This is a genomic window from Enterobacter sp. JMULE2 (assembly GCF_013337145.1).
Lineage (GTDB): Bacteria > Pseudomonadota > Gammaproteobacteria > Enterobacterales > Enterobacteriaceae > Enterobacter > Enterobacter mori.
The window spans coordinates 444,300-461,642 of record NZ_SGWD01000018.1 but is presented as its reverse complement, the minus strand read 5'-3'; the positions used below and the strand labels follow the sequence as shown (position 1 = coordinate 461,642).

17 protein-coding genes are annotated in these 17,343 nt (G+C 53.2%); 10 read left to right on the top strand and 7 right to left on the bottom strand.

Annotation, left to right across the window (positions count from 1 at the left end):
- The first annotated feature begins 5 nt into the window (after positions 1-5).
- The 4 genes from pgaB to EXW94_RS26810 all read left to right on the top strand — a co-directional run bounded on the left by pgaB (position 6) and on the right by EXW94_RS26810 (position 5,746).
- A complete protein-coding gene (gene pgaB / locus EXW94_RS26825; protein ID WP_174341541.1) occupies positions 6-1,943 on the top strand; it encodes a poly-beta-1,6-N-acetyl-D-glucosamine N-deacetylase PgaB in 1,938 nt (645 codons plus the stop codon).
- Positions 1,936-3,267 carry a poly-beta-1,6-N-acetyl-D-glucosamine synthase gene (gene pgaC / locus EXW94_RS26820; RefSeq protein WP_174341540.1) on the top strand — a complete coding sequence of 444 codons (1,332 nt, stop codon included), beginning with the start codon at positions 1,936-1,938 and terminating at the stop codon, positions 3,265-3,267. Before pgaB ends, pgaC begins: the two co-directional genes overlap by 8 nt.
- The gene (gene pgaD, locus EXW94_RS26815) at positions 3,264-3,698 is read left to right on the top strand and encodes a poly-beta-1,6-N-acetyl-D-glucosamine biosynthesis protein PgaD (RefSeq protein ID WP_174341539.1); all 435 of its coding nucleotides are present in this window, start codon (positions 3,264-3,266) and stop codon (positions 3,696-3,698) included. The genes pgaC and pgaD overlap by 4 nt, the downstream gene beginning before the upstream one ends.
- 518 nt (positions 3,699-4,216) lie before the next feature.
- Positions 4,217-5,746, top strand: a complete 1,530-nt coding sequence (locus EXW94_RS26810; RefSeq protein ID WP_174341538.1) for an HD domain-containing protein — start codon at positions 4,217-4,219, stop codon at positions 5,744-5,746.
- A 45-nt stretch (positions 5,747-5,791) separates the two neighbouring features.
- Here EXW94_RS26810 and gss read toward each other — a convergent pair whose 3' ends face one another.
- A complete protein-coding gene (gene gss / locus EXW94_RS26805) occupies positions 5,792-7,651 on the bottom strand; it encodes a bifunctional glutathionylspermidine amidase/synthase (RefSeq protein ID WP_174341537.1) in 1,860 nt (619 codons plus the stop codon).
- A gap of 183 nt (positions 7,652-7,834) precedes the next feature.
- On the opposite strand from gss, the gene yghU reads away from it, so the two are divergent.
- Together yghU and EXW94_RS26795 are read left to right on the top strand one after the other, a co-directional pair.
- The gene (gene yghU / locus EXW94_RS26800; RefSeq protein WP_174341536.1) at positions 7,835-8,701 is read left to right on the top strand and encodes a glutathione-dependent disulfide-bond oxidoreductase; all 867 of its coding nucleotides are present in this window, start codon (positions 7,835-7,837) and stop codon (positions 8,699-8,701) included.
- Positions 8,702-8,861: 160 nt separating this feature from the next.
- A complete protein-coding gene (locus tag EXW94_RS26795; protein ID WP_042717804.1) occupies positions 8,862-9,194 on the top strand; it encodes a YMGG-like glycine zipper-containing protein in 333 nt (110 codons plus the stop codon).
- A 114-nt stretch (positions 9,195-9,308) separates the two neighbouring features.
- On the opposite strand, the gene EXW94_RS26790 is transcribed toward EXW94_RS26795, so the two are convergent.
- Positions 9,309-10,340 (bottom strand): IS630 family transposase, encoded by a 1,032-nt coding sequence (locus EXW94_RS26790; RefSeq protein WP_174339222.1) that lies wholly within the window; start codon positions 10,338-10,340, stop codon positions 9,309-9,311.
- A 142-nt stretch (positions 10,341-10,482) separates the two neighbouring features.
- Here EXW94_RS26790 and fucR point away from each other — a divergent pair, with 142 nt between their 5' ends.
- Positions 10,483-11,199, top strand: coding sequence for an L-fucose operon activator (gene fucR, locus EXW94_RS26785; RefSeq protein ID WP_108416243.1), 717 nt, complete (start codon positions 10,483-10,485; stop codon positions 11,197-11,199).
- A 37-nt stretch (positions 11,200-11,236) separates the two neighbouring features.
- Here fucR and EXW94_RS26780 read toward each other — a convergent pair whose 3' ends face one another.
- Entirely contained in the window at positions 11,237-12,781 is a 1,545-nt protein-coding gene (locus EXW94_RS26780; RefSeq protein WP_174341535.1) for a methyl-accepting chemotaxis protein, read from the bottom strand.
- Positions 12,782-13,011: 230 nt separating this feature from the next.
- Between EXW94_RS26780 and EXW94_RS26775 the strand changes: the two genes are divergently transcribed.
- Positions 13,012-14,052: an aldo/keto reductase gene (locus EXW94_RS26775; protein ID WP_174341534.1), complete on the top strand. Its 1,041-nt coding sequence runs from the start codon at positions 13,012-13,014 to the stop codon at positions 14,050-14,052.
- Positions 14,053-14,114: 62 nt separating this feature from the next.
- On the opposite strand, the gene EXW94_RS26770 is transcribed toward EXW94_RS26775, so the two are convergent.
- Entirely contained in the window at positions 14,115-14,603 is a 489-nt protein-coding gene (locus tag EXW94_RS26770; RefSeq protein WP_010435582.1) for a TIGR00645 family protein, read from the bottom strand.
- A gap of 81 nt (positions 14,604-14,684) precedes the next feature.
- A complete protein-coding gene (locus EXW94_RS26765; protein WP_042717810.1) occupies positions 14,685-15,188 on the bottom strand; it encodes an ESA_00282 family adhesion-associated protein in 504 nt (167 codons plus the stop codon).
- Between the two features lie 104 nt (positions 15,189-15,292).
- Between EXW94_RS26765 and EXW94_RS26760 the strand changes: the two genes are divergently transcribed.
- Together EXW94_RS26760 and EXW94_RS26755 are read left to right on the top strand one after the other, a co-directional pair.
- Complete coding sequence (locus EXW94_RS26760; protein WP_010435585.1) at positions 15,293-15,697, top strand: hypothetical protein; 405 nt, start codon at positions 15,293-15,295, stop codon at positions 15,695-15,697.
- Positions 15,678-16,127 carry a cytoplasmic protein gene (locus tag EXW94_RS26755; RefSeq protein ID WP_120158633.1) on the top strand — a complete coding sequence of 150 codons (450 nt, stop codon included), beginning with the start codon at positions 15,678-15,680 and terminating at the stop codon, positions 16,125-16,127. Before EXW94_RS26760 ends, EXW94_RS26755 begins: the two co-directional genes overlap by 20 nt.
- A gap of 53 nt (positions 16,128-16,180) precedes the next feature.
- Here EXW94_RS26755 and exbD read toward each other — a convergent pair whose 3' ends face one another.
- Both exbD and exbB read right to left on the bottom strand, forming a co-directional pair.
- Entirely contained in the window at positions 16,181-16,606 is a 426-nt protein-coding gene (exbD, locus tag EXW94_RS26750) for a TonB system transport protein ExbD (protein WP_174341533.1), read from the bottom strand.
- 4 nt (positions 16,607-16,610) lie between these two features.
- Positions 16,611-17,342, bottom strand: coding sequence for a tol-pal system-associated acyl-CoA thioesterase (exbB, locus tag EXW94_RS26745; protein WP_100166417.1), 732 nt, complete (start codon positions 17,340-17,342; stop codon positions 16,611-16,613).
- Position 17,343: the final 1 nt, after the last annotated feature.

Genomic DNA, 17,343 nt, shown 5'->3' with positions numbered 1-17,343 from the left:
TGAATATGCTGAACACACGTTTTTCCGTGAGCCTGATACTCCTCGGCTGGCTCTGCCTCAGCGCGAGCGTCTGCGCGCAGGCGATCTCGTTCATTGCGCCCAAAGCGCGGCCGCAGCTGGAGGCAAGTAAACCCTGGCCGAAGAACCAGTTTCTGGTCCTGGCCTATCACGACGTAGAAGATGATGCCGCCGACCAGCGCTACCTCTCCGTTCGCACCAGCGCGTTAAACGAGCAGATAAGCTGGCTTCTGCACAACGGCTATCACGCCATCAGCGTGCAGGACATTCTCGATGCGCATGACGGGAAAAAAACGCTGCCGCCAAAGGCCGTTCTGCTCAGCTTTGACGACGGTTACAGCAGCTTCTACACCCGCGTCTGGCCGCTGCTTCAGGCGTGGAACGTCCCTGCGCTGTGGGCGCCGGTGGGCAGCTGGGTCGATACGCCAGCGAATCAAAAGGTGAATTTTGGCGGCCTGATGACGCCCCGCGATCGCTTCGCAACGTGGGACATGGTGCGCGAGCTTAGCCGGTCCCCGCTGATTGAGATTGGCTCGCATACCTGGGCCTCGCATTACGGCATTCAGGCTAACCCGCAGGGCAGCCGCGAACCGGCGATCGCCAATCGCTTTTATGATAAAGCAACGGGACGCTATGAAACCGACCAGCAGTTCAACCAGCGGATCGGCGATGACGTTCGCAAAGTGACTGAAAAAATCACGCAGGTGACGGGCAAAGCGCCGCGCGCCTGGGTCTGGCCTTACGGCGCCGCCAGCGGTACCTCGCTCGCTATCGCCAGGCAGCAGGGTTATCAGCTGGCCTTTACCCTTGAGGACGGGCTGGGAAATGTGCAGGATCTGGGCAACATCCCCCGCCTGCTGATCGCCGGAAATCCCTCGCTCAAGGCGTTTGCCAGTACGGTCAGCCAGGTTCAGGAGCACGATCCCGTGCGCGTCATGCACGTCGATCTCGACTACGTTTACGATCCCGATCCGGCCCAGCAGACCCAAAACATCAACAGGCTGATCCAGCGGGTCTATGACATGAAAATCAGCCATGTTTTCCTGCAGGCGTTTGCCGACCCGCAGGGCGACGGCAGGATCACGGCGCTCTATTTCCCGAACCGTCGTTTGCCGGTTCGGGCCGATCTCTTTAATTTTGTCGCCTGGCAGCTACAAACCCGCGCGGGGGTAAAAGTCTTCGCGTGGATGCCGGTGCTCTCGTTCGATCTCGATCCTTCCCTGCCGCGCGTGCAGCGCCGGGATCGTCAAACCGGCCAGCTGCGCGAAGCCACCGAGCCCTATATCCGGCTCTCCCCGTGGGATCCGCAGGTGCGCCAGCAGGTGACGGACATCTATGAAGATCTGGCCCGCTATGCCAGCTTCAACGGGATTTTGTTCCATGACGATGCGGCGCTGACGGACGTGGACGATGCCGGACAGGACACGACTCGCCAGAAGAGCCAGCGGCTTATCAGCGTTACCCGCACTCTGAGCCAGGCGGTGAAAAACATCCGTGGCCCGCAGATAAAAACCGCCCGCAACATGTTCGCCTTACCCATTCTGCAGCCCGAAAGCGAAGCGTGGTTCGCGCAGAATCTTGATGATTTTCTGGCGGAATATGACTGGACGGTACCAATGGCCATGCCGCTGATGGAGTCCGTCCCGGCAGACGAGAGCGATGCCTGGCTGACGCGTCTGGTTAACGCGGTCGCCGCGCGCCCCGGCGCGCTCGATAAAACGATTTTTGAGCTGCAGGCCAGGGACTGGAACCAGAAACCGCAGCGCGCCGTTGCCGATAGCCAGCTTGCGCAGTGGATGCGCGTGCTCCAGCTGAACGGCGTCAAAAATTACGGTTACTACCCCGACGACTTCCTCAACAACCAACCTGATATCTCGCGCATCAGGTCTGAATTTTCTTCTTACTGGTACCCTGACAATGACTGATCGCATTATCGCATTCTCTATTTTATGTCTGGTATTCGGGTTGCCGTTGGGCGTGGCCGCCCTCTTTACCGGCGAACTGATTCTGGATTTTGTGTTCTTCTGGCCGCTGTTCATGTCGGTGCTCTGGATAACCGGCGGCCTCTATTTCTGGTATCAGCTTGAACGCCACTGGTCGTGGGATAAAGACACGCCTGCCCCGACGCTCGCCGGTGAGCCGCTCATCTCCATTCTTATCCCCTGCTTCAACGAGGGACGAAATGCGCGGGAGACCATCAGCGCCGCGCTGGAGCAGCGGTATGAAAATATCGAAGTTATCGCCATCAACGACGGCTCGTCTGACAACACCGCTGAGGTGCTGCAGGCGCTGGCGCAGGAACAGCCGCGCCTGCGGGTGATTAACCTCGCGGAGAACCAGGGGAAAGCGCTGGCGCTCAAAGCCGGGGCGGCAGCGGCCCGGGGCGATCTGCTGGTCTGCATTGACGGCGACGCCCTTCTCGATCGCGATACCGCCGCTTATCTGGTGGCCCCGCTGATTCAGTACCCCCACGTCGGCGCGGTGACCGGGAACCCGCGCATTCGCACGCGCTCCACGCTGATTGGCCGCATTCAGGTGGGGGAGTTCTCCTCCATCATTGGTCTCATTAAGCGGACACAGCGGATCTATGGCCGGGTCTTTACCGTTTCCGGCGTCATCGCCGCCTTTCGCCGACAGGCGCTGGCGGACGTCGGGTACTGGAGCCCGGACATGATCACCGAAGACATCGACATCAGCTGGAAGCTCCAGCTGCGCCACTGGGATATCTTCTTCGAGCCGCGGGCGCTGTGCTGGATCCTGATGCCGGAGACGCTGAAGGGCCTGTGGAAACAGCGTCTGCGCTGGGCCCAGGGCGGCGCGGAGGTGTTTCTGGTCAACCTTCGCAGGATTGTGCGCTGGGAGCATCACCGGATGTGGCCGCTATTTATGGAGTACGCGCTGTCAACGCTGTGGGCCTTCGCGTACGCGATGACGGTGCTGCTGTTCATCATCAGCCATGTCGCGCCTATTCCCGCCAGGCTGACCGTGGAGAGCCTTTTTCCACCGGAGTTTACCGGGCTGCTGCTGGGGGTGATGTGCCTGTTGCAGTTCCTGGTCAGCCTGTACATCGAGCGGCGCTATGAACGAAGAGTGGCCAGCTCGCTTTTCTGGGTGATCTGGTTCCCGATGGTGTACTGGATGATTGGCCTGTTCACCACCCTCGTCGCATTTCCAAAAGTCATGCTTAAACGTCAGCGTGCCCGCGCGCGCTGGATCAGTCCGGACCGGGGAAAAGGAAGCCTTCAATGAACGAAAATACCTTAATTTTGACCGAGCATCGTCTCTTACCACGTCTTTTCGATGCCGCGTTAACGCTGGTGGCGTGGGGAGGCTTTCTGTTTTTCCTGTATGCCAGGCTCTGGATGCAGCTAACCGATGAGAGCGACTACCGGTGGGGCGTGATTATCGCGTCCTTTAATACGGTGTTGCTCTACCTGCTGTTCGCCGCGCTCAACGGCTGGCTGCTGATTTTGTGGTATCAGTACAACCGCCGCCGCGCCCACGTGAGACGTCGTCAGCCGGGCTATTTTCACCAGGAGGAGCTGGCCCGCAGCTTTAATGTCTCACCGCAGATCATCTCCGAGATGAGCCAGTACAACCTGCTGACGGTGTATCACGATCGGATTGGCCGCATCATCGATCTGAAGGTAAGCGGGCAGCTGGAAGAGGAAGAACAGTAACGAAAAGCCCCCGCAGGATACCCTGCGGGGGCTTTGTTATAGCGGGTGTGCGTTACTTATCCTTCACCACAATCAGCGGCTCGATATCGCTCTCTTTTTTCACCACCAGCTAATCCTCCTTTTCAACATAAATATATCTAACTCAAAAATAACAAATTACACCGTCAAAAAGTATTTCCAAAATAACCATTTCGTTTTCTCACTGAAGTATCCATGCAGCAAAACCGACTCAAAAACACACTCTTTTCATATGAATAAACGTAAAATCTCAAAATCATACTTCTCATCTTTTAGAAAAAGTACTCACTGTAAGATGTTACCTGTGACTCAGGCTCTGTTAAAAATGATACACAAAGTACTTTTTAGCATCAAAATCTTGATCAACTTCACATAACCAGAATTCAAAATTGCTTAAAACCTCATATCCTATATTAATGATTTTATAAATCAGTTAGTTGACAAGCATTGTTTTCTACATATCACACTTTAAAGCACAGCCAATATCTTTGGAGCCATTAATGGAATTCGAGAATGATTTAACTCGTAAAATCCTTGATCCAATACACGGGATTATAAGACTTACGAATTTAGAAATGGCAGTTATTGACCACCCTTTATTTCAACGATTAAGAAACATTAAACAAAACTCTTTTCTGTATAAAGTTTTTCCATCCGCTGTTCATAGCCGATTCGAACACTCATTAGGTGTTCTACATTTATCATATGAAATAATAGAAAACCTTCGACTCAATGCCATTAGATATAATAATAAATATCAAGATGGGCATGTCTTTTGTTATATCAATGAAATCCCCAGTTGTCATATACAAGAATTAAGATTAGCTGCACTCCTTCATGATGTAGGGCATGGTCCAATGTCGCATCAGTTTGAAAGTTTTATGCCGACAAAGAATGAACTAAAATCTTTCTTAAAAAATAAACATCATGAAATATTCAACCTCATAGAAAAAGACGATACTCCCGTAGAGCATGAGCATATCTCTTTAATTTTTGCATCAATGATTTTCGCTGACATAAATAAAGAAAAAAATCTTCTGGGAAACATCAACACAGAAAATGTTTTAAAAATTATTGAAAAAGAATATGGCGACAGAAAAATTTCGTGCAAAATTGGCAAAAATGAAATTGATTTACTTCCTTTATTAACATCTATCATATCATCCTGCCCAATTGATGCCGACAGGATGGATTATCTGCTAAGAGACAGTTATTTCTCAGGTGTAAAGAGTGGGATTTATGACTACAATAGACTTTTTATGTCTATTGTACCTGTAGAATCAGAAGGTAAACTTTTTCTAGCTTATAAAGAGAGCGGAATTGACTCTGTTGTCGAGTTCATTGGAGCAAGATCAAGTCTTTTTTCTCAAATTTATTTTCATAAAACTAATCGTTCCATTTCATCAATGCTTAATAAACTTTGCGAGAATATGAAGTCCACCGCCCAGAAGAATCTTATCATTGACGAACTGCGAACAAAAAAAGCTTCAGGGCAAAACCCGGAACATCTAATGTCTGATTTCTATCTTGATTGTAGCGACGACCATTTTCTCAATGAAAAACTGGGATTGTGGATAGATAAAACAAACAATATTTCGAGCAATAAAAAAATACTCAATGACATTATCGAAAGACGTCCTTGGTCAAAAGTGTTCGAGAAAAAATATTACGTTAAAAACGTTACTATAAATGATACAACTTCGAAAGAACTCATCGCATCAATTAAAGATGAATTAAATAAACTAGTTAACTCACATTTCAATAAAGATCAATTTTGCATTGATATACAAACAGATGTAGCATTTAAGGATATACAAAAAACAGAGGTTAAACTTCTTGTTAAAAACCTTAACAATAGCTATACAGCAAAACGTCTTGATGAATGTGGGTATAAACTTAATCAGTATCAAACTATCCATTATATAATCCGTGTATTTATTGATAGAAATGCAACTAACTTTTCTTATTTTAAAGAAAGCCTTCCTTCCGAAATCAACGCAATAGTAGAAAACTATCTACCCATGAAATAAATAAGGAATCATGTAGCCCAGATACATCTGGGCTACGATTGATATCTAATCGTGCACTACCACTAGCGGCTCGATATCGCTCTCTTTTTTCACCACCAGCGAGTCATCGCCGCGCAGGCAGGTTCCGCCGTAGTTCCCGCCCACGGTAAAGGTACAGACCTGTATGTATTTGCCGTCGACCTTCGGCAGGCACCACAGCTGCTGGTAGATGTTTTTACGGTCAACAAACTTGCCGCTGGATTTGTCCAGCAGTTCGTCCTGAGCGCTGATGAGATCGATATTGCTGCCGCAGCGTCCGGCAATCGGCTTGACGGCGTATCCGGACTGTTTCAGCAGGTCGTTAACCTCAAAATCGGTGTCGAGCAGGTAGCGGTGATTCGGGAACAGCTGCCACAGGACCGGAAGAATCGCCTTGTTGCCGGGGATCACGGTCCACAGCGGTTCGAAGACCAGCACCTCCGGGCGCAGCAGAACGTCAATCAGGCGCACCTCGCCCTCGGGATGCCCGGTGCGGATCGGCACGGCGGCGTATTCGGTTTCGCTGACCTCGCGGATCTGCTCTATCGCCGTCTCCCACGCCCAGGTTTTCCACACGCAGTTGACATGGCGGCCTTCATCGTCAATCAACTGTCCGGCGGCATCCCAGCTGAGCGCCTCCAGCCCGTGCAGGATTTTGGTCTCGAACCCGGCCTGCATCAGCGAACGCTGAATAAAAAGCGCGTGATAGTCCTCTTCGACATCGTTGTCCTGCATGATGTGCACGAACGGCCGCGCGTGGCTGTGCTTCCATGCGCCGGTCAGCTCTTCCAGCAGCCCTTCCGCCGGGTTGTGCCCGTTGCCGCGATAGCCGTTTTTCACCCACTCTTCGAGGATCAGCCCGCCTTCCGTGTGACAGGACGCGGAGTCCGCGTTGTACTCGTAAACCTTAATGCCGCGCTCATCCATGCAGAAATCCATACGACCGGTGATCATATGGTGGCGGCGCCACTGCCAGGAGAGGCGCAGGCGCGGCCAGAGGATTTTCGGGATGTCGAAAAGCGCCAGCAGGCTGTCGTCTTTCAGCACCTTGTCCGTCGCGTGCAGGTACATCAGGTGCAGTTCGTTGGTGGCCTTGATCAGCTCCTGCTCGGCGCTTTCGGTAATGGTGAAGTACTGGCAGGGATCTTTGTTGATCACATGGCCGTTGGCGCGGATATATGCCTGCTGCAGCGCGTCATTTTCGTTAAGCCATTTTCCGTCGAACTGACGTTTGTTTTTCAGCCGCGCGCCGCTGATTTTCAGCAGTTCGCCGTCGATTTCCGGCTGGGGAATGCTGTGTTCCGTGTCGTCGGTCTGGATCATCCAGCCGAGGATCTCCGTGTCGTTGAAGGTGTCATGGATGGTGTAACACCCGTTCTCCACGCTCAGACGCAGCTCGCGCGTCCACTGCTGCCCGAGCGGCAGCGGGGAGTGAATCACGTTCTGCTCCGCAATACGCACCCTATCGTCGAGAAGCTGGGTGATCACCGCCACGTGGCCGGTCTCGTGAAACTCGCCGCCCTTTTGCCAGATCAGCAGCGCCCCGGCGCGCGGCGCGCGTTTCGAACCGTTGGCAAAAGCCTGAAGGGGCAGGATGTTATCGTTCACCACCTGACGCAAAAAGCGCAGGGAGAAGATTTCCCACGCCATGCCGACGTCGGTAAACACAAAGCCATAGTTGAGGAACAGGAAACGGCGGGCAAACTCAACGCACTGCCACTTGTGGCCCATGTATTCGTTGCCGATATAGCTGCGAAAATCTGCGTCTTCCGGGTATTTTCGCGGGTCCAGACTGCCGTAATTTGAAGAGTAAATCGCCACGCCACCGGGCGCATAGCCTAACAACGTCCCGAATGGCGCATCACTGCTTAACTTTCCTTTACGCATGTATCCAACCTAAAACAGGCAGGCGGCAATATTTTTAAGGGTTGTCGTCGTCTGCACGTTGTAATTAACCTGACAGAGGTGGATTTATCATACACCTCCCCTGACCATTGCGCTCACATCGTTAAACGGTCGGTTCATCTCCTGCTAAACTCCCTCAACACATCACTAAAAAGGCAGGCCAACATGTCAGACAACACGTATCAGCCACCGAAAGTGTGGGAATGGAAAAAGAACGGCGGCGGCGCGTTCGCCAATATTAACCGCCCGATCTCCGGCGCGACGCATGAGAAGGATTTGCCCGTAGGCTCTCACCCACTGCAGCTCTACTCTTTGGGAACACCTAACGGCCAGAAAGTGACGATCATGCTCGAAGAGCTGCTGGCGCTGGGCGTGACGGGCGCGGAGTACGACGCGTGGTTGATCCGCATCGGCGAAGGCGACCAGTTCTCCAGCGGGTTTGTCGACGTGAACCCGAACTCGAAAATCCCGGCGCTGCGTGACCACTCTACAAACCCGCCGACGCGCGTATTTGAATCCGGCAATATCCTGCTTTACCTGGCAGAGAAATTCGGTCACTTCCTGCCGAAAGATCCGGCGAGACGCACCGAGACGCTGAACTGGCTGTTCTGGCTGCAGGGCGCGGCGCCGTTCCTCGGCGGCGGCTTTGGCCACTTCTACAACTACGCGCCGGTGAAAATTGAGTACGCGATTGACCGCTTCACCATGGAAGCCAAGCGCCTGTTCGACGTGCTGGATAAACAGCTGGCGCGCGGTCGTTACGTGGCGGGCGAGGAGTACACCATCGCGGATATCGCCATCTGGCCATGGTTCGGCTGCGTGGCGCTGGGCAGCGTTTATAACGCCGCCGAATTCCTGGATGCAGAGAAGTACACTCACGTGCAGCGCTGGGCGAAAGACGTGGCGAATCGCCATGCCGTTAAGCGCGGACGCATCGTTAACCGCACCAGCGGCGAGCTGAACGAGCAGCTCCACGAACGCCACGCGGCGAGCGACTTCGAGACGAATACGGAAGATAAGCGTCAGGCCTGACGCTCTGCCGGGCGGGCCACCGCCCGGTAATAACGATCCTTGCCCAGGGCATGATTAGCTTAAAGGTTGAGCCGGTATTACTGGCACTATTCGCCCTCTTCTCTCACGCCTGGCCGTGAGAAGCGAAGTATCAACCAACAGCTATTACAAAGGATCTGTTATGAAATTCATCAAAACAGCGCTGGTTATCAGCACCCTCATTATTTCTACCTCGGGTATGGCGATGGACAAAACTGCCGCTGGCGCCGTTGCCGGTGCGGCGATTGGTGCCGCCACGGGCAAAGACCTGAAATCCACAGTAGGCGGCGCGGTCGTTGGTGCGGGTACGGGTGCCATGTTTAAAAACGGTGAAAAAGGCAAAGATGCGCGTAAGGGCGGTGCCGTGGGCGCAGTCGTTGGGGCGGGTACAGCAGCAGTGACGGGCAATAGCGTACTGAAAGGTGCAGCCGTTGGCGCAGGCGCTGGCGCGCTGATTGGTGAAGCCACGCACTGATAATTTACGCCGGGCGCTACGGTGCTTGCCCGGCGTTCTCTCGCTTTATATCCTCTCGTTTTTCAACGGCATATTTACAAGTCCCGATAAACTAAATAGCTGCGCCTAATACCGCTACACTTTTTCCAGTCCATGCTGTCCTCCCGGGAAGGGACTGACGGTTTCCATAAAATGACGAACCTTTTTCAGTAGCTGCCACATTGAACGGCACTGATGATTACGCGTTATCGTGTCATGCAGCGCCTGCCATAACCGCTCAACATGGTTTACCCACGGTGAGTAAACTGGCTGATAAATCACTCTGAACTTCGGGTTCCCTTTCAGCCACCGCTGTGTTTCATGGCTTTTATGGATAATGTAGTTATCCACGATGAGCGTGATGGTTTTTGCCCGTCGATATGTGCCTTTCAGGTGCTTCAGCAGGCTGATGAAGAGTGCCGAACTCTTGCTGTTTCCACCCACATAGCTGACTTTGCCCGTGCCGCTGTGCAGCGCTCCGGCCAGATAGTATTTTTCATTCTGCCCCGGCGTTATCACGCGTTTCTGTTGTCCACGCAACTGCCAGTCTGCACCGATTTTGGGATTAAGGTGGATATCCACTTCATCCTCATAAAAGACCGGGTGTTCTGCGCTGCATTCGTCCAGTGCTTTATGGATTGCCGCCATCTTTTCGTCCTTATGCGGATCGCGGATACGCAACGTTGGCGCAGCCCTGCGCCATACCAGTCCGGCAGAGGGCAACCAGCGACGCACAGTGCCTGCATGCAACTGACACCCGGTTATCTCATTGATTTTTATTGTCAGTAATTCGGTGCTCCAGCGTGAACGTTGATAACCAAAATCGCCGGGAGAGTGCTTTATCAGTTCACGTAACAAGGTGCAAATATGCTCAAAAGGCCAGCGTCGGGAGCGTCCTGCCGGTAAGGATTTGAGGCCTTCCACACCCGATAACGTGAACCAGTTAATCCAGCGCCCAACAGATGAACGGGCGCAACAGAGCGTTCTGGCAACGCAACTAACACTGTTACCCCGGTGCAGCATCAGCATAGCGGTGAGTCTGCGGGCATAATTTTTATCGCGTGTTTTATGGATAGCTTTTTGCATCAGGCGGCGTTCGTCGCGGGGTATTGGTGCTATGATCGGCATCGCTCAGTCCGGTTGGTGATTTGTTTTGATTTGGCGATTGATCAGATCGCACAATTCGGGCTGAGTTCCCTTTAAGTGATCTACTATTCGGCGCAGCTATTTAGCAAGAATCATTTTTATTTCTATCAGAATGGGCTGACGCATGAAGCTGACCCGACAGCAGAACATTCTTGAACTGCTGGGCTGCTGCGACTGGCTAACCACTGACGCGCTGGCAGAAACACTCGCCGTCAGCAGGGAGACGATCCGTCGCGATCTGAATGCCCTTCAGCAGCAGGGTAAGATCCTGCGCCAGCACGGCCGCGCGCGGCTTATCCATCCGAACAGCCGCGACAGCGGAGAGCCGTTTGGCGCGCGCTTAAAAAGCCATTACGCCGATAAAGTCGATATCGCCCGTCACGCGCTGGACTGGATCAGCGAAGGGATGACCATCGCCCTCGATGCCAGTTCGACCTGCTTTCACCTGGCGCGCCAGCTCCCGGATATCGAACTCACCGTCTTTACCAATAGCCTGCCGATCTGTCATGAGATGGCAAAACGCGAGCGGATCACGCTTATCTGCTCCGGCGGCACGCTTGATCGCAAGTATCGCTGCTACGTCAATCCGGCGCTGCTTACACAGCTTAAAGGGCTGGAGATTGACCTGTTTATCTTCTCCTGCGAAGGCGTTGATGAGCAGGGCACGCTGTGGGATCCGGTGGAGCATAACGCGGTCTTTAAATCACTGCTGTTAAGCCGCGCAGGCCAGTCGCTGCTGCTGATTGATAAAAGCAAATTCCAGCGGTCAAGTGAGGTAAGGATAGGCCAACTGTCACAGGTGACGCAGGTGATTCAGCGGGATCGTCTTTCAGGGGGATAAGGGGTCAGGCCGCGACAGGCGACCCGACCCGATAAGGCTATGCGGTGAGGCGGAATTTTTGCACCGAGCGCTGAAGCTCTTCAGTCTGGCGTTCCAGCGCGGCGGCCGCCGCGGAAACCTCTTCAACCAGCGAGGCGTTCTGTTGAGTGACGCCATCCATCTGGGTGATAGCGATGCCCACCTGAGAAATGCCCTTACTTTGCTCTTCTGACGCAGACGCAATTTGCTTCATGATGGTCGTCACCTCGGTCACGTCGCGCAGAATCGCTTCCATCGTCGTGCCGGTGTCGTTCACCAGCTGCGCGCCCTGCTCGACGCGGGAAACGGAGTCCGCGATCAGCCCTTCAATCTCTTTTGCGGCATTGGCGCTGCGGCTGGCCAGATTACGCACTTCACCCGCAACCACGGCGAAGCCACGCCCCTGTTCCCCTGCGCGCGCTGCCTCAACCGCTGCGTTGAGCGCCAGAATATTGGTCTGGAACGCAATGCTGTTAATCACGGTGGTAATTTCCGCGATCTTCTTCGAACTGTCAGAAATACCGCTCATGGTGGTGACCACGTCTTCTACCAGCGAACCGCCACGGCTGGCGGTCGTCGAAGCCACGTCCGCCAGCTCGCTGGCCTGACGTGCGCTTTCGGCGTTCAGTTTTACCGTCGCCGTAAGCTGCTCCATACTCGCGGCGGTCTCTTCCAGCGCGGCGGCCTGCTCTTCCGTGCGGGACGAGAGATCGTTGTTCCCGCTGGAGATCTCCGTCGCACCGCGCCAGATATTTTCGCTGCCGGAGCGGATGGTGCTGACCGCTTCACGCAGGCTGTCCTGCATGGCGCTCAGTAAGGGAACCAGCTGTCCCACGCAGTTGCGGCCAAACGGCTCAATCGGCTGGCTGAGATCGCCCTGGGCAATCTGGCGGAACTGCTGGCGAATACGAGCCAGCGGTTTCACCAGCATCGCCACCAGGTAACGGTCGGTGAAAAGCAGGATCAGCAGGCCAATAATCGTGGCGACGATAATCACCGTGCGGGTCATGCTGGTCAGGCCGTCCACCACCACGCGGGTGCTGTCGAGCGACTTCGCGGCGGCGTTGTTAAAGTTTTCCGCCGCGGCACCAAACGCGCGGCTCAGCGGTGGCGTGACGTTGTTGGCCTGCTGACGATAGCCGTCCAGCGACTGCTTAGCCTGCTGCATCTGCGGGGTTACGCCCCGATCGAGCAGCGCCTGCCAGCTGCTAATGACCTGAGCAGAAACCTGTTCGTCCATGGGACCGGGGGAGATGGCCTTCATTTCGGCCAGCTTCTTACTCATGTTATCCAGCGCCTGTTGGGCAGAGGCCAGGTCCGGCGTGCCGCCTGCGGCTTTGACGTCCATTGCGCGGCTCAAACGGGTGACGAATCGGAAATACTGATCGTTACCCTGACTGAGTACCGTCATCTGTTTGACCAGCTGCCGATCCACTTCGTTACCATCAGAAACACGAGACAGTGACCAGGTGCTGTATAGCCCAACCCCCGCCCACATTAAACAAAAGATCCCAAGAATCGTCAGCATGACGAAGCGGATCGTGAAATTACGGAGCATATTCATAAATCTTCCTTGCCGAGAGGGTGAGTTCGCCCAAAGGCGAGTACTACTCTCGTTATCGGCAGGGAGCGCGGAAATTATAACCTTTTGTGATTATTTTTAATTAGTGTGGCTTCACAGGTCACACAGCTGCCGTTAACCATTATGCCCACGCTTAGTGATGTAATGGGTGATGTGATAAGTTCAGAATGAAAACGCTGTTTCGAAAATTCATCTATAAGAAAGGAGACATCATGTCCTGGCACCCTTACACCGGCCGCTATGAGAATATGCAGTACCGCTACTGCGGGAAAAGTGGCCTGCGTCTGCCCGCGCTGTCACTGGGACTGTGGCATAGCTTCGGTCACGTCCAGCCGCTGGATGCCCAGCGGGCGCTGTTGCATAAAGCTTTCGACCTCGGCATCACCCATTTTGATCTCGCCAATAACTACGGGCCACCGGCGGGCAGCGCCGAGGAGAATTTTGGCCGCATCCTGCGCGAAGATTTTGCCGCGTATCGCGACGAGCTGATTATCTCCACCAAAGCGGGCTACGACATGTGGCCGGGGCCGTATGGTTCCGGCGGTTCACGTAAATATCTGCTCGCCAGTCTCGACCAAAGCCTGAAGCGTATGGGCGTGGAGTATGTGGATATTTTCTATTCTCACCGCGTGGATGAAAACACGCCAATGGAAGAGACGGCCTCAGCGCTGGCGCACGCCGTACAAAGCGGCAAAGCGCTGTATGTGGGCATCTCCTCCTACTCAACCGAGCGCACGCAGAAAATGGCCGAGCTGCTGCGCGAGTGGAAAATCCCGCTGCTGATCCACCAGCCATCTTACAACTTGCTTAACCGCTGGGTCGACAAGACCGGTTTGCTGGATGCGCTTGAAGCAAACGGGACGGGCTGTATCGCCTTCACCCCACTGGCGCAGGGCCTGCTGACCGGGAAATACCTGAACGGAATTCCTGAAGGTTCACGCATGCAGCGCGAAGGCAAAAAGGTGCGCGGCCTGACGGAAAAAATGCTGACCGAAGCCAACCTGAACAGCCTGCGCCTGCTGAATGAAATGGCGCATGCACGTGGGCAAACCATGGCGCAGATGGCGTTGAGCTGGCTGCTCAAAGATGAACGCGTGACGTCGGTGCTGATAGGTGCGAGCCGTCCGGAACAGCTGGAGGAGAACGTTCAGGCGCTGGAAAACCTGCGCTTTACGCAGGACGAACTCAAGCGGATTGACCAGCATGTGGCGGATGGGGAGTTGAATCTGTGGCAGGCGTCGTCGGATAAATAGTGCGGTCTGATGCCCTCACCCCGGCCCTCTCCCTGTGGGAGAGGGTTAGGGTGAGGGGGAAATTATTTCTTACTGATCTTATCCAGATACCCCATCACAAACGCAGACAGCACAAACGTCAGGTGGATGATCACATACCACATCAGTTTGTTATCCGGGACGTTTTTCGCGTCCATAAACACGCGTAACAGATGAATAGAGGAGATCGCCACAATCGACGCAGCCACTTTGTTCTTCAGCGACGAGGCATCCATTTTACCCAGCCAGTTGAGCTTCTCTTTGTGCTCGGCGATATCAAGCTGGGAAACGAAGTTCTCATAGCCAGAGAACATCACCATCACCAGCAATCCGCCCACCAGCGTCATGTCCACCAGCGACAGCAGCACCAGAATCAGGTCCGCTTCGGCGATGGAGAAGATGTCTGGTAAGACGTGAAAAATTTCCTGGAAGAACTTTATGCTCAGCGCGACCAGTGCCAGAGAAAGGCCAAAATAGACGGGTGCCAGTAGCCAGCGAGAGGCGTACATTGCGTTTTCAAAAAAGCGTTCCATAGAGTCCTGTCTGCAATCGAAACCAGCGGGCAGTATATCTCAACGACGCTTACTGTTTGCAACAACTAACCAACACCACGCCTACACCTCTTCCGGGTTAACCTCCGGTCGCGCGTACTCCGGCCAGACCAATACCACCAGCTCCGGGTAGGCTTCCAGACTGAACTCGCGAAAACACTGACGCAGGTTTAATACATCCAGGTCGGAATACGAGACTTTCTCGCCATTAAGACAGCGCTTTTTGATATTGTCATAATATTTATAGACAGCGGAATTCAGGTCGCTGCAACGACGCTGCGCTTCAAACAACCCCGGCGTGTCATTAATTTCTGACATTTTCATCCGCTTAATTGTCGCGTGCAAAAAGTCGATATATTCATGGTTCACCCGCCAGTACCAAACCGGTGTCACCGAGTTCATCAATACAGAGAAATGATCTTCTCCTTCCTCTTTTGTCATCAACTCAGGTTGCGGCGGTTCACTGGCGTCTTTCGACACTTTCGTTTTATTGAACTCTTGCATCAATAAAAGCACACCAGCGGTCAGTAATAGTAATGTGATGACCGTAAAGAAAATGCTGTTCATGGGTAGGCTCCATTTTTTTTGATTTTAAAATTGCCTCATGTTATTGTCAACGAATCTCACGCCTTTACCAACCCCACCCTGTTGAAATTAAAGGAAATTAAAAAATGCTGCCCGACAGTCTCGTCCCGGCTAAGTACCACATTGCGCCTGTGGAACAGCAACCGACGAAAGAAGAAAAAGAGGCTAATTTTACTCAGGGAAAAAGAAAGCTCTCCGATTTCGAGTCTGACATATTAATTGGTGTTTCCCGAACGGGCAAATCCCGTAATATGGTATTGGAGGAGCACGACCGCCATATTAAAGACCGTTTATTTCGCGCTGTGAAAATTGAAGCCTTAGCGCACCTGCTGAATGACCTGCAAGCCGAAGGTGAAATAGATGCCCAGCAGCTCAGTCAAATAATGGCTGAAAAGACCAAAGAAATAAACGAAATGGGTAATGAAATTTGGCTTAATTTAATTACTCGAGAAAAAAATGCCCCAATTTTTTATGACTTCGGGGAAGATTAACGTGAAACCAGTTAATGATAATAATGTCTATTTGACTTTAGATGATAAAAAAAGCGATGAATTTATCTTAAAGCAAAATCTCGAAGCATTAAAAAAGAGTAAAAATGAAGAGATGACGCGTATTACCCAGGATCTGGTATCGATCCCGGCCACGCTCGTGCGCCTGAAATGGCAGAACCGCCGCGAAATATACCCGTTACAGGTGAAAGAAGAGATCTACGGTGCCGTGATGAATGCCATCATCGAGCAGCGCCCGGAGTTGAAAGAGAAGCTTCTGGGACGTCTGGAGGCCAATTATCAGTATCTGCTGGCGAGAGAGACCGCGACGCTGCGCCTGACCCGTAAACTGTCTGAGGGGGATTATCACACCTCAAACGTCACCCACGTCGCGCTTGACGAAGACGTGCACGCCGACCCCTTGCAGAAGTAAACGACAGGCTTAGCGTTTTGCAAAAAAAAGCTGACTTTCGTCAGCTCTTCGTTTTATTTCGCGGTCGCTTTTTCTTCGCCGACCAGACCTATCTTCAGGTACCCCGCCTGATGCAGCGTGTCCATCACCCTCATCATGGTTTCATAGTCGACGGTCTTATCTGCACGGAAGAAGACGGTGGTGTCTTTCTTGCCGCCGGTCAGCTGATCCAGCGCCGGAATGACTGACGCATCCGTTACCGGGTCGTTACCCAGGAACATAGATTTATCCGCTTTCACCGACAGATAGATAGGCTTTTCCGGGCGCGGCTGCGGCTGGCTGGACGAGGCCGGGAGATTCACCTTCACGTCGACCGTCGCCAGCGGCGCTGCCACCATAAAGATAATCAGCAGAACCAGCATGACGTCGATAAACGGCGTCACGTTGATCTCATGCATTTCACCGTTATCGTCCAGATTTTCGTTTAGACGCATTGCCATACGATCAACCTACGCGCAGTTTAGAGGCCGCATGCACCGGTTTAACGGAGCTGGCGTTGAGGTCCAGGTCACGGCTTTGCAGCAGCAGAACCTGTGCAGCAACGTCACCGAGCGTGGCTTTGTAGCTGCCAATCATACGCGCGAAGATGTTATAGATTACGACCGCAGGGATCGCGGCAACCAGACCAATGGCCGTTGCCAGCAGCGCTTCTGCGATGCCTGGTGCAACCACCGCCAGGTTAGTCGTTTGAGTCTGCGCGATGCCGATGAAGCTGTTCATGATGCCCCAGACGGTACCGAACAGGCCGACGAAAGGAGAAATCGCCCCGATGGTCGCCAGATAACCATTACCGCGGCCCATATGACGACCGACGGCGGCTACGCGGCGTTCCAGACGGAAGCCGGTACGTTCTTTAATGCCTTCGTTATCTTCACTGCCTGCGGAGAGTTCCAGCTCGTTCTGTGCTTCATTAACTAACATGCTGGTCAGGCTTTTCGCATGGAAGGATGAGGTCATATCAGAAGCCTGATCCAGAGAGCGGGCTTCGGCCAGCTGCTGCTGTTCGCGCTTAAGGCGGCGCTTCTGAGAAAGCAGCTCGGCGCTCTTGCTGAAGAAAATAGCCCAGGTGACAACGGACGCCAGAATCAGGCCGATCATCACAATCTTAACCACGATGTCAGCATGTTGATACATGCCCCAAACGGAGAGATCCGTCTGCATCAAATTATTACCCACT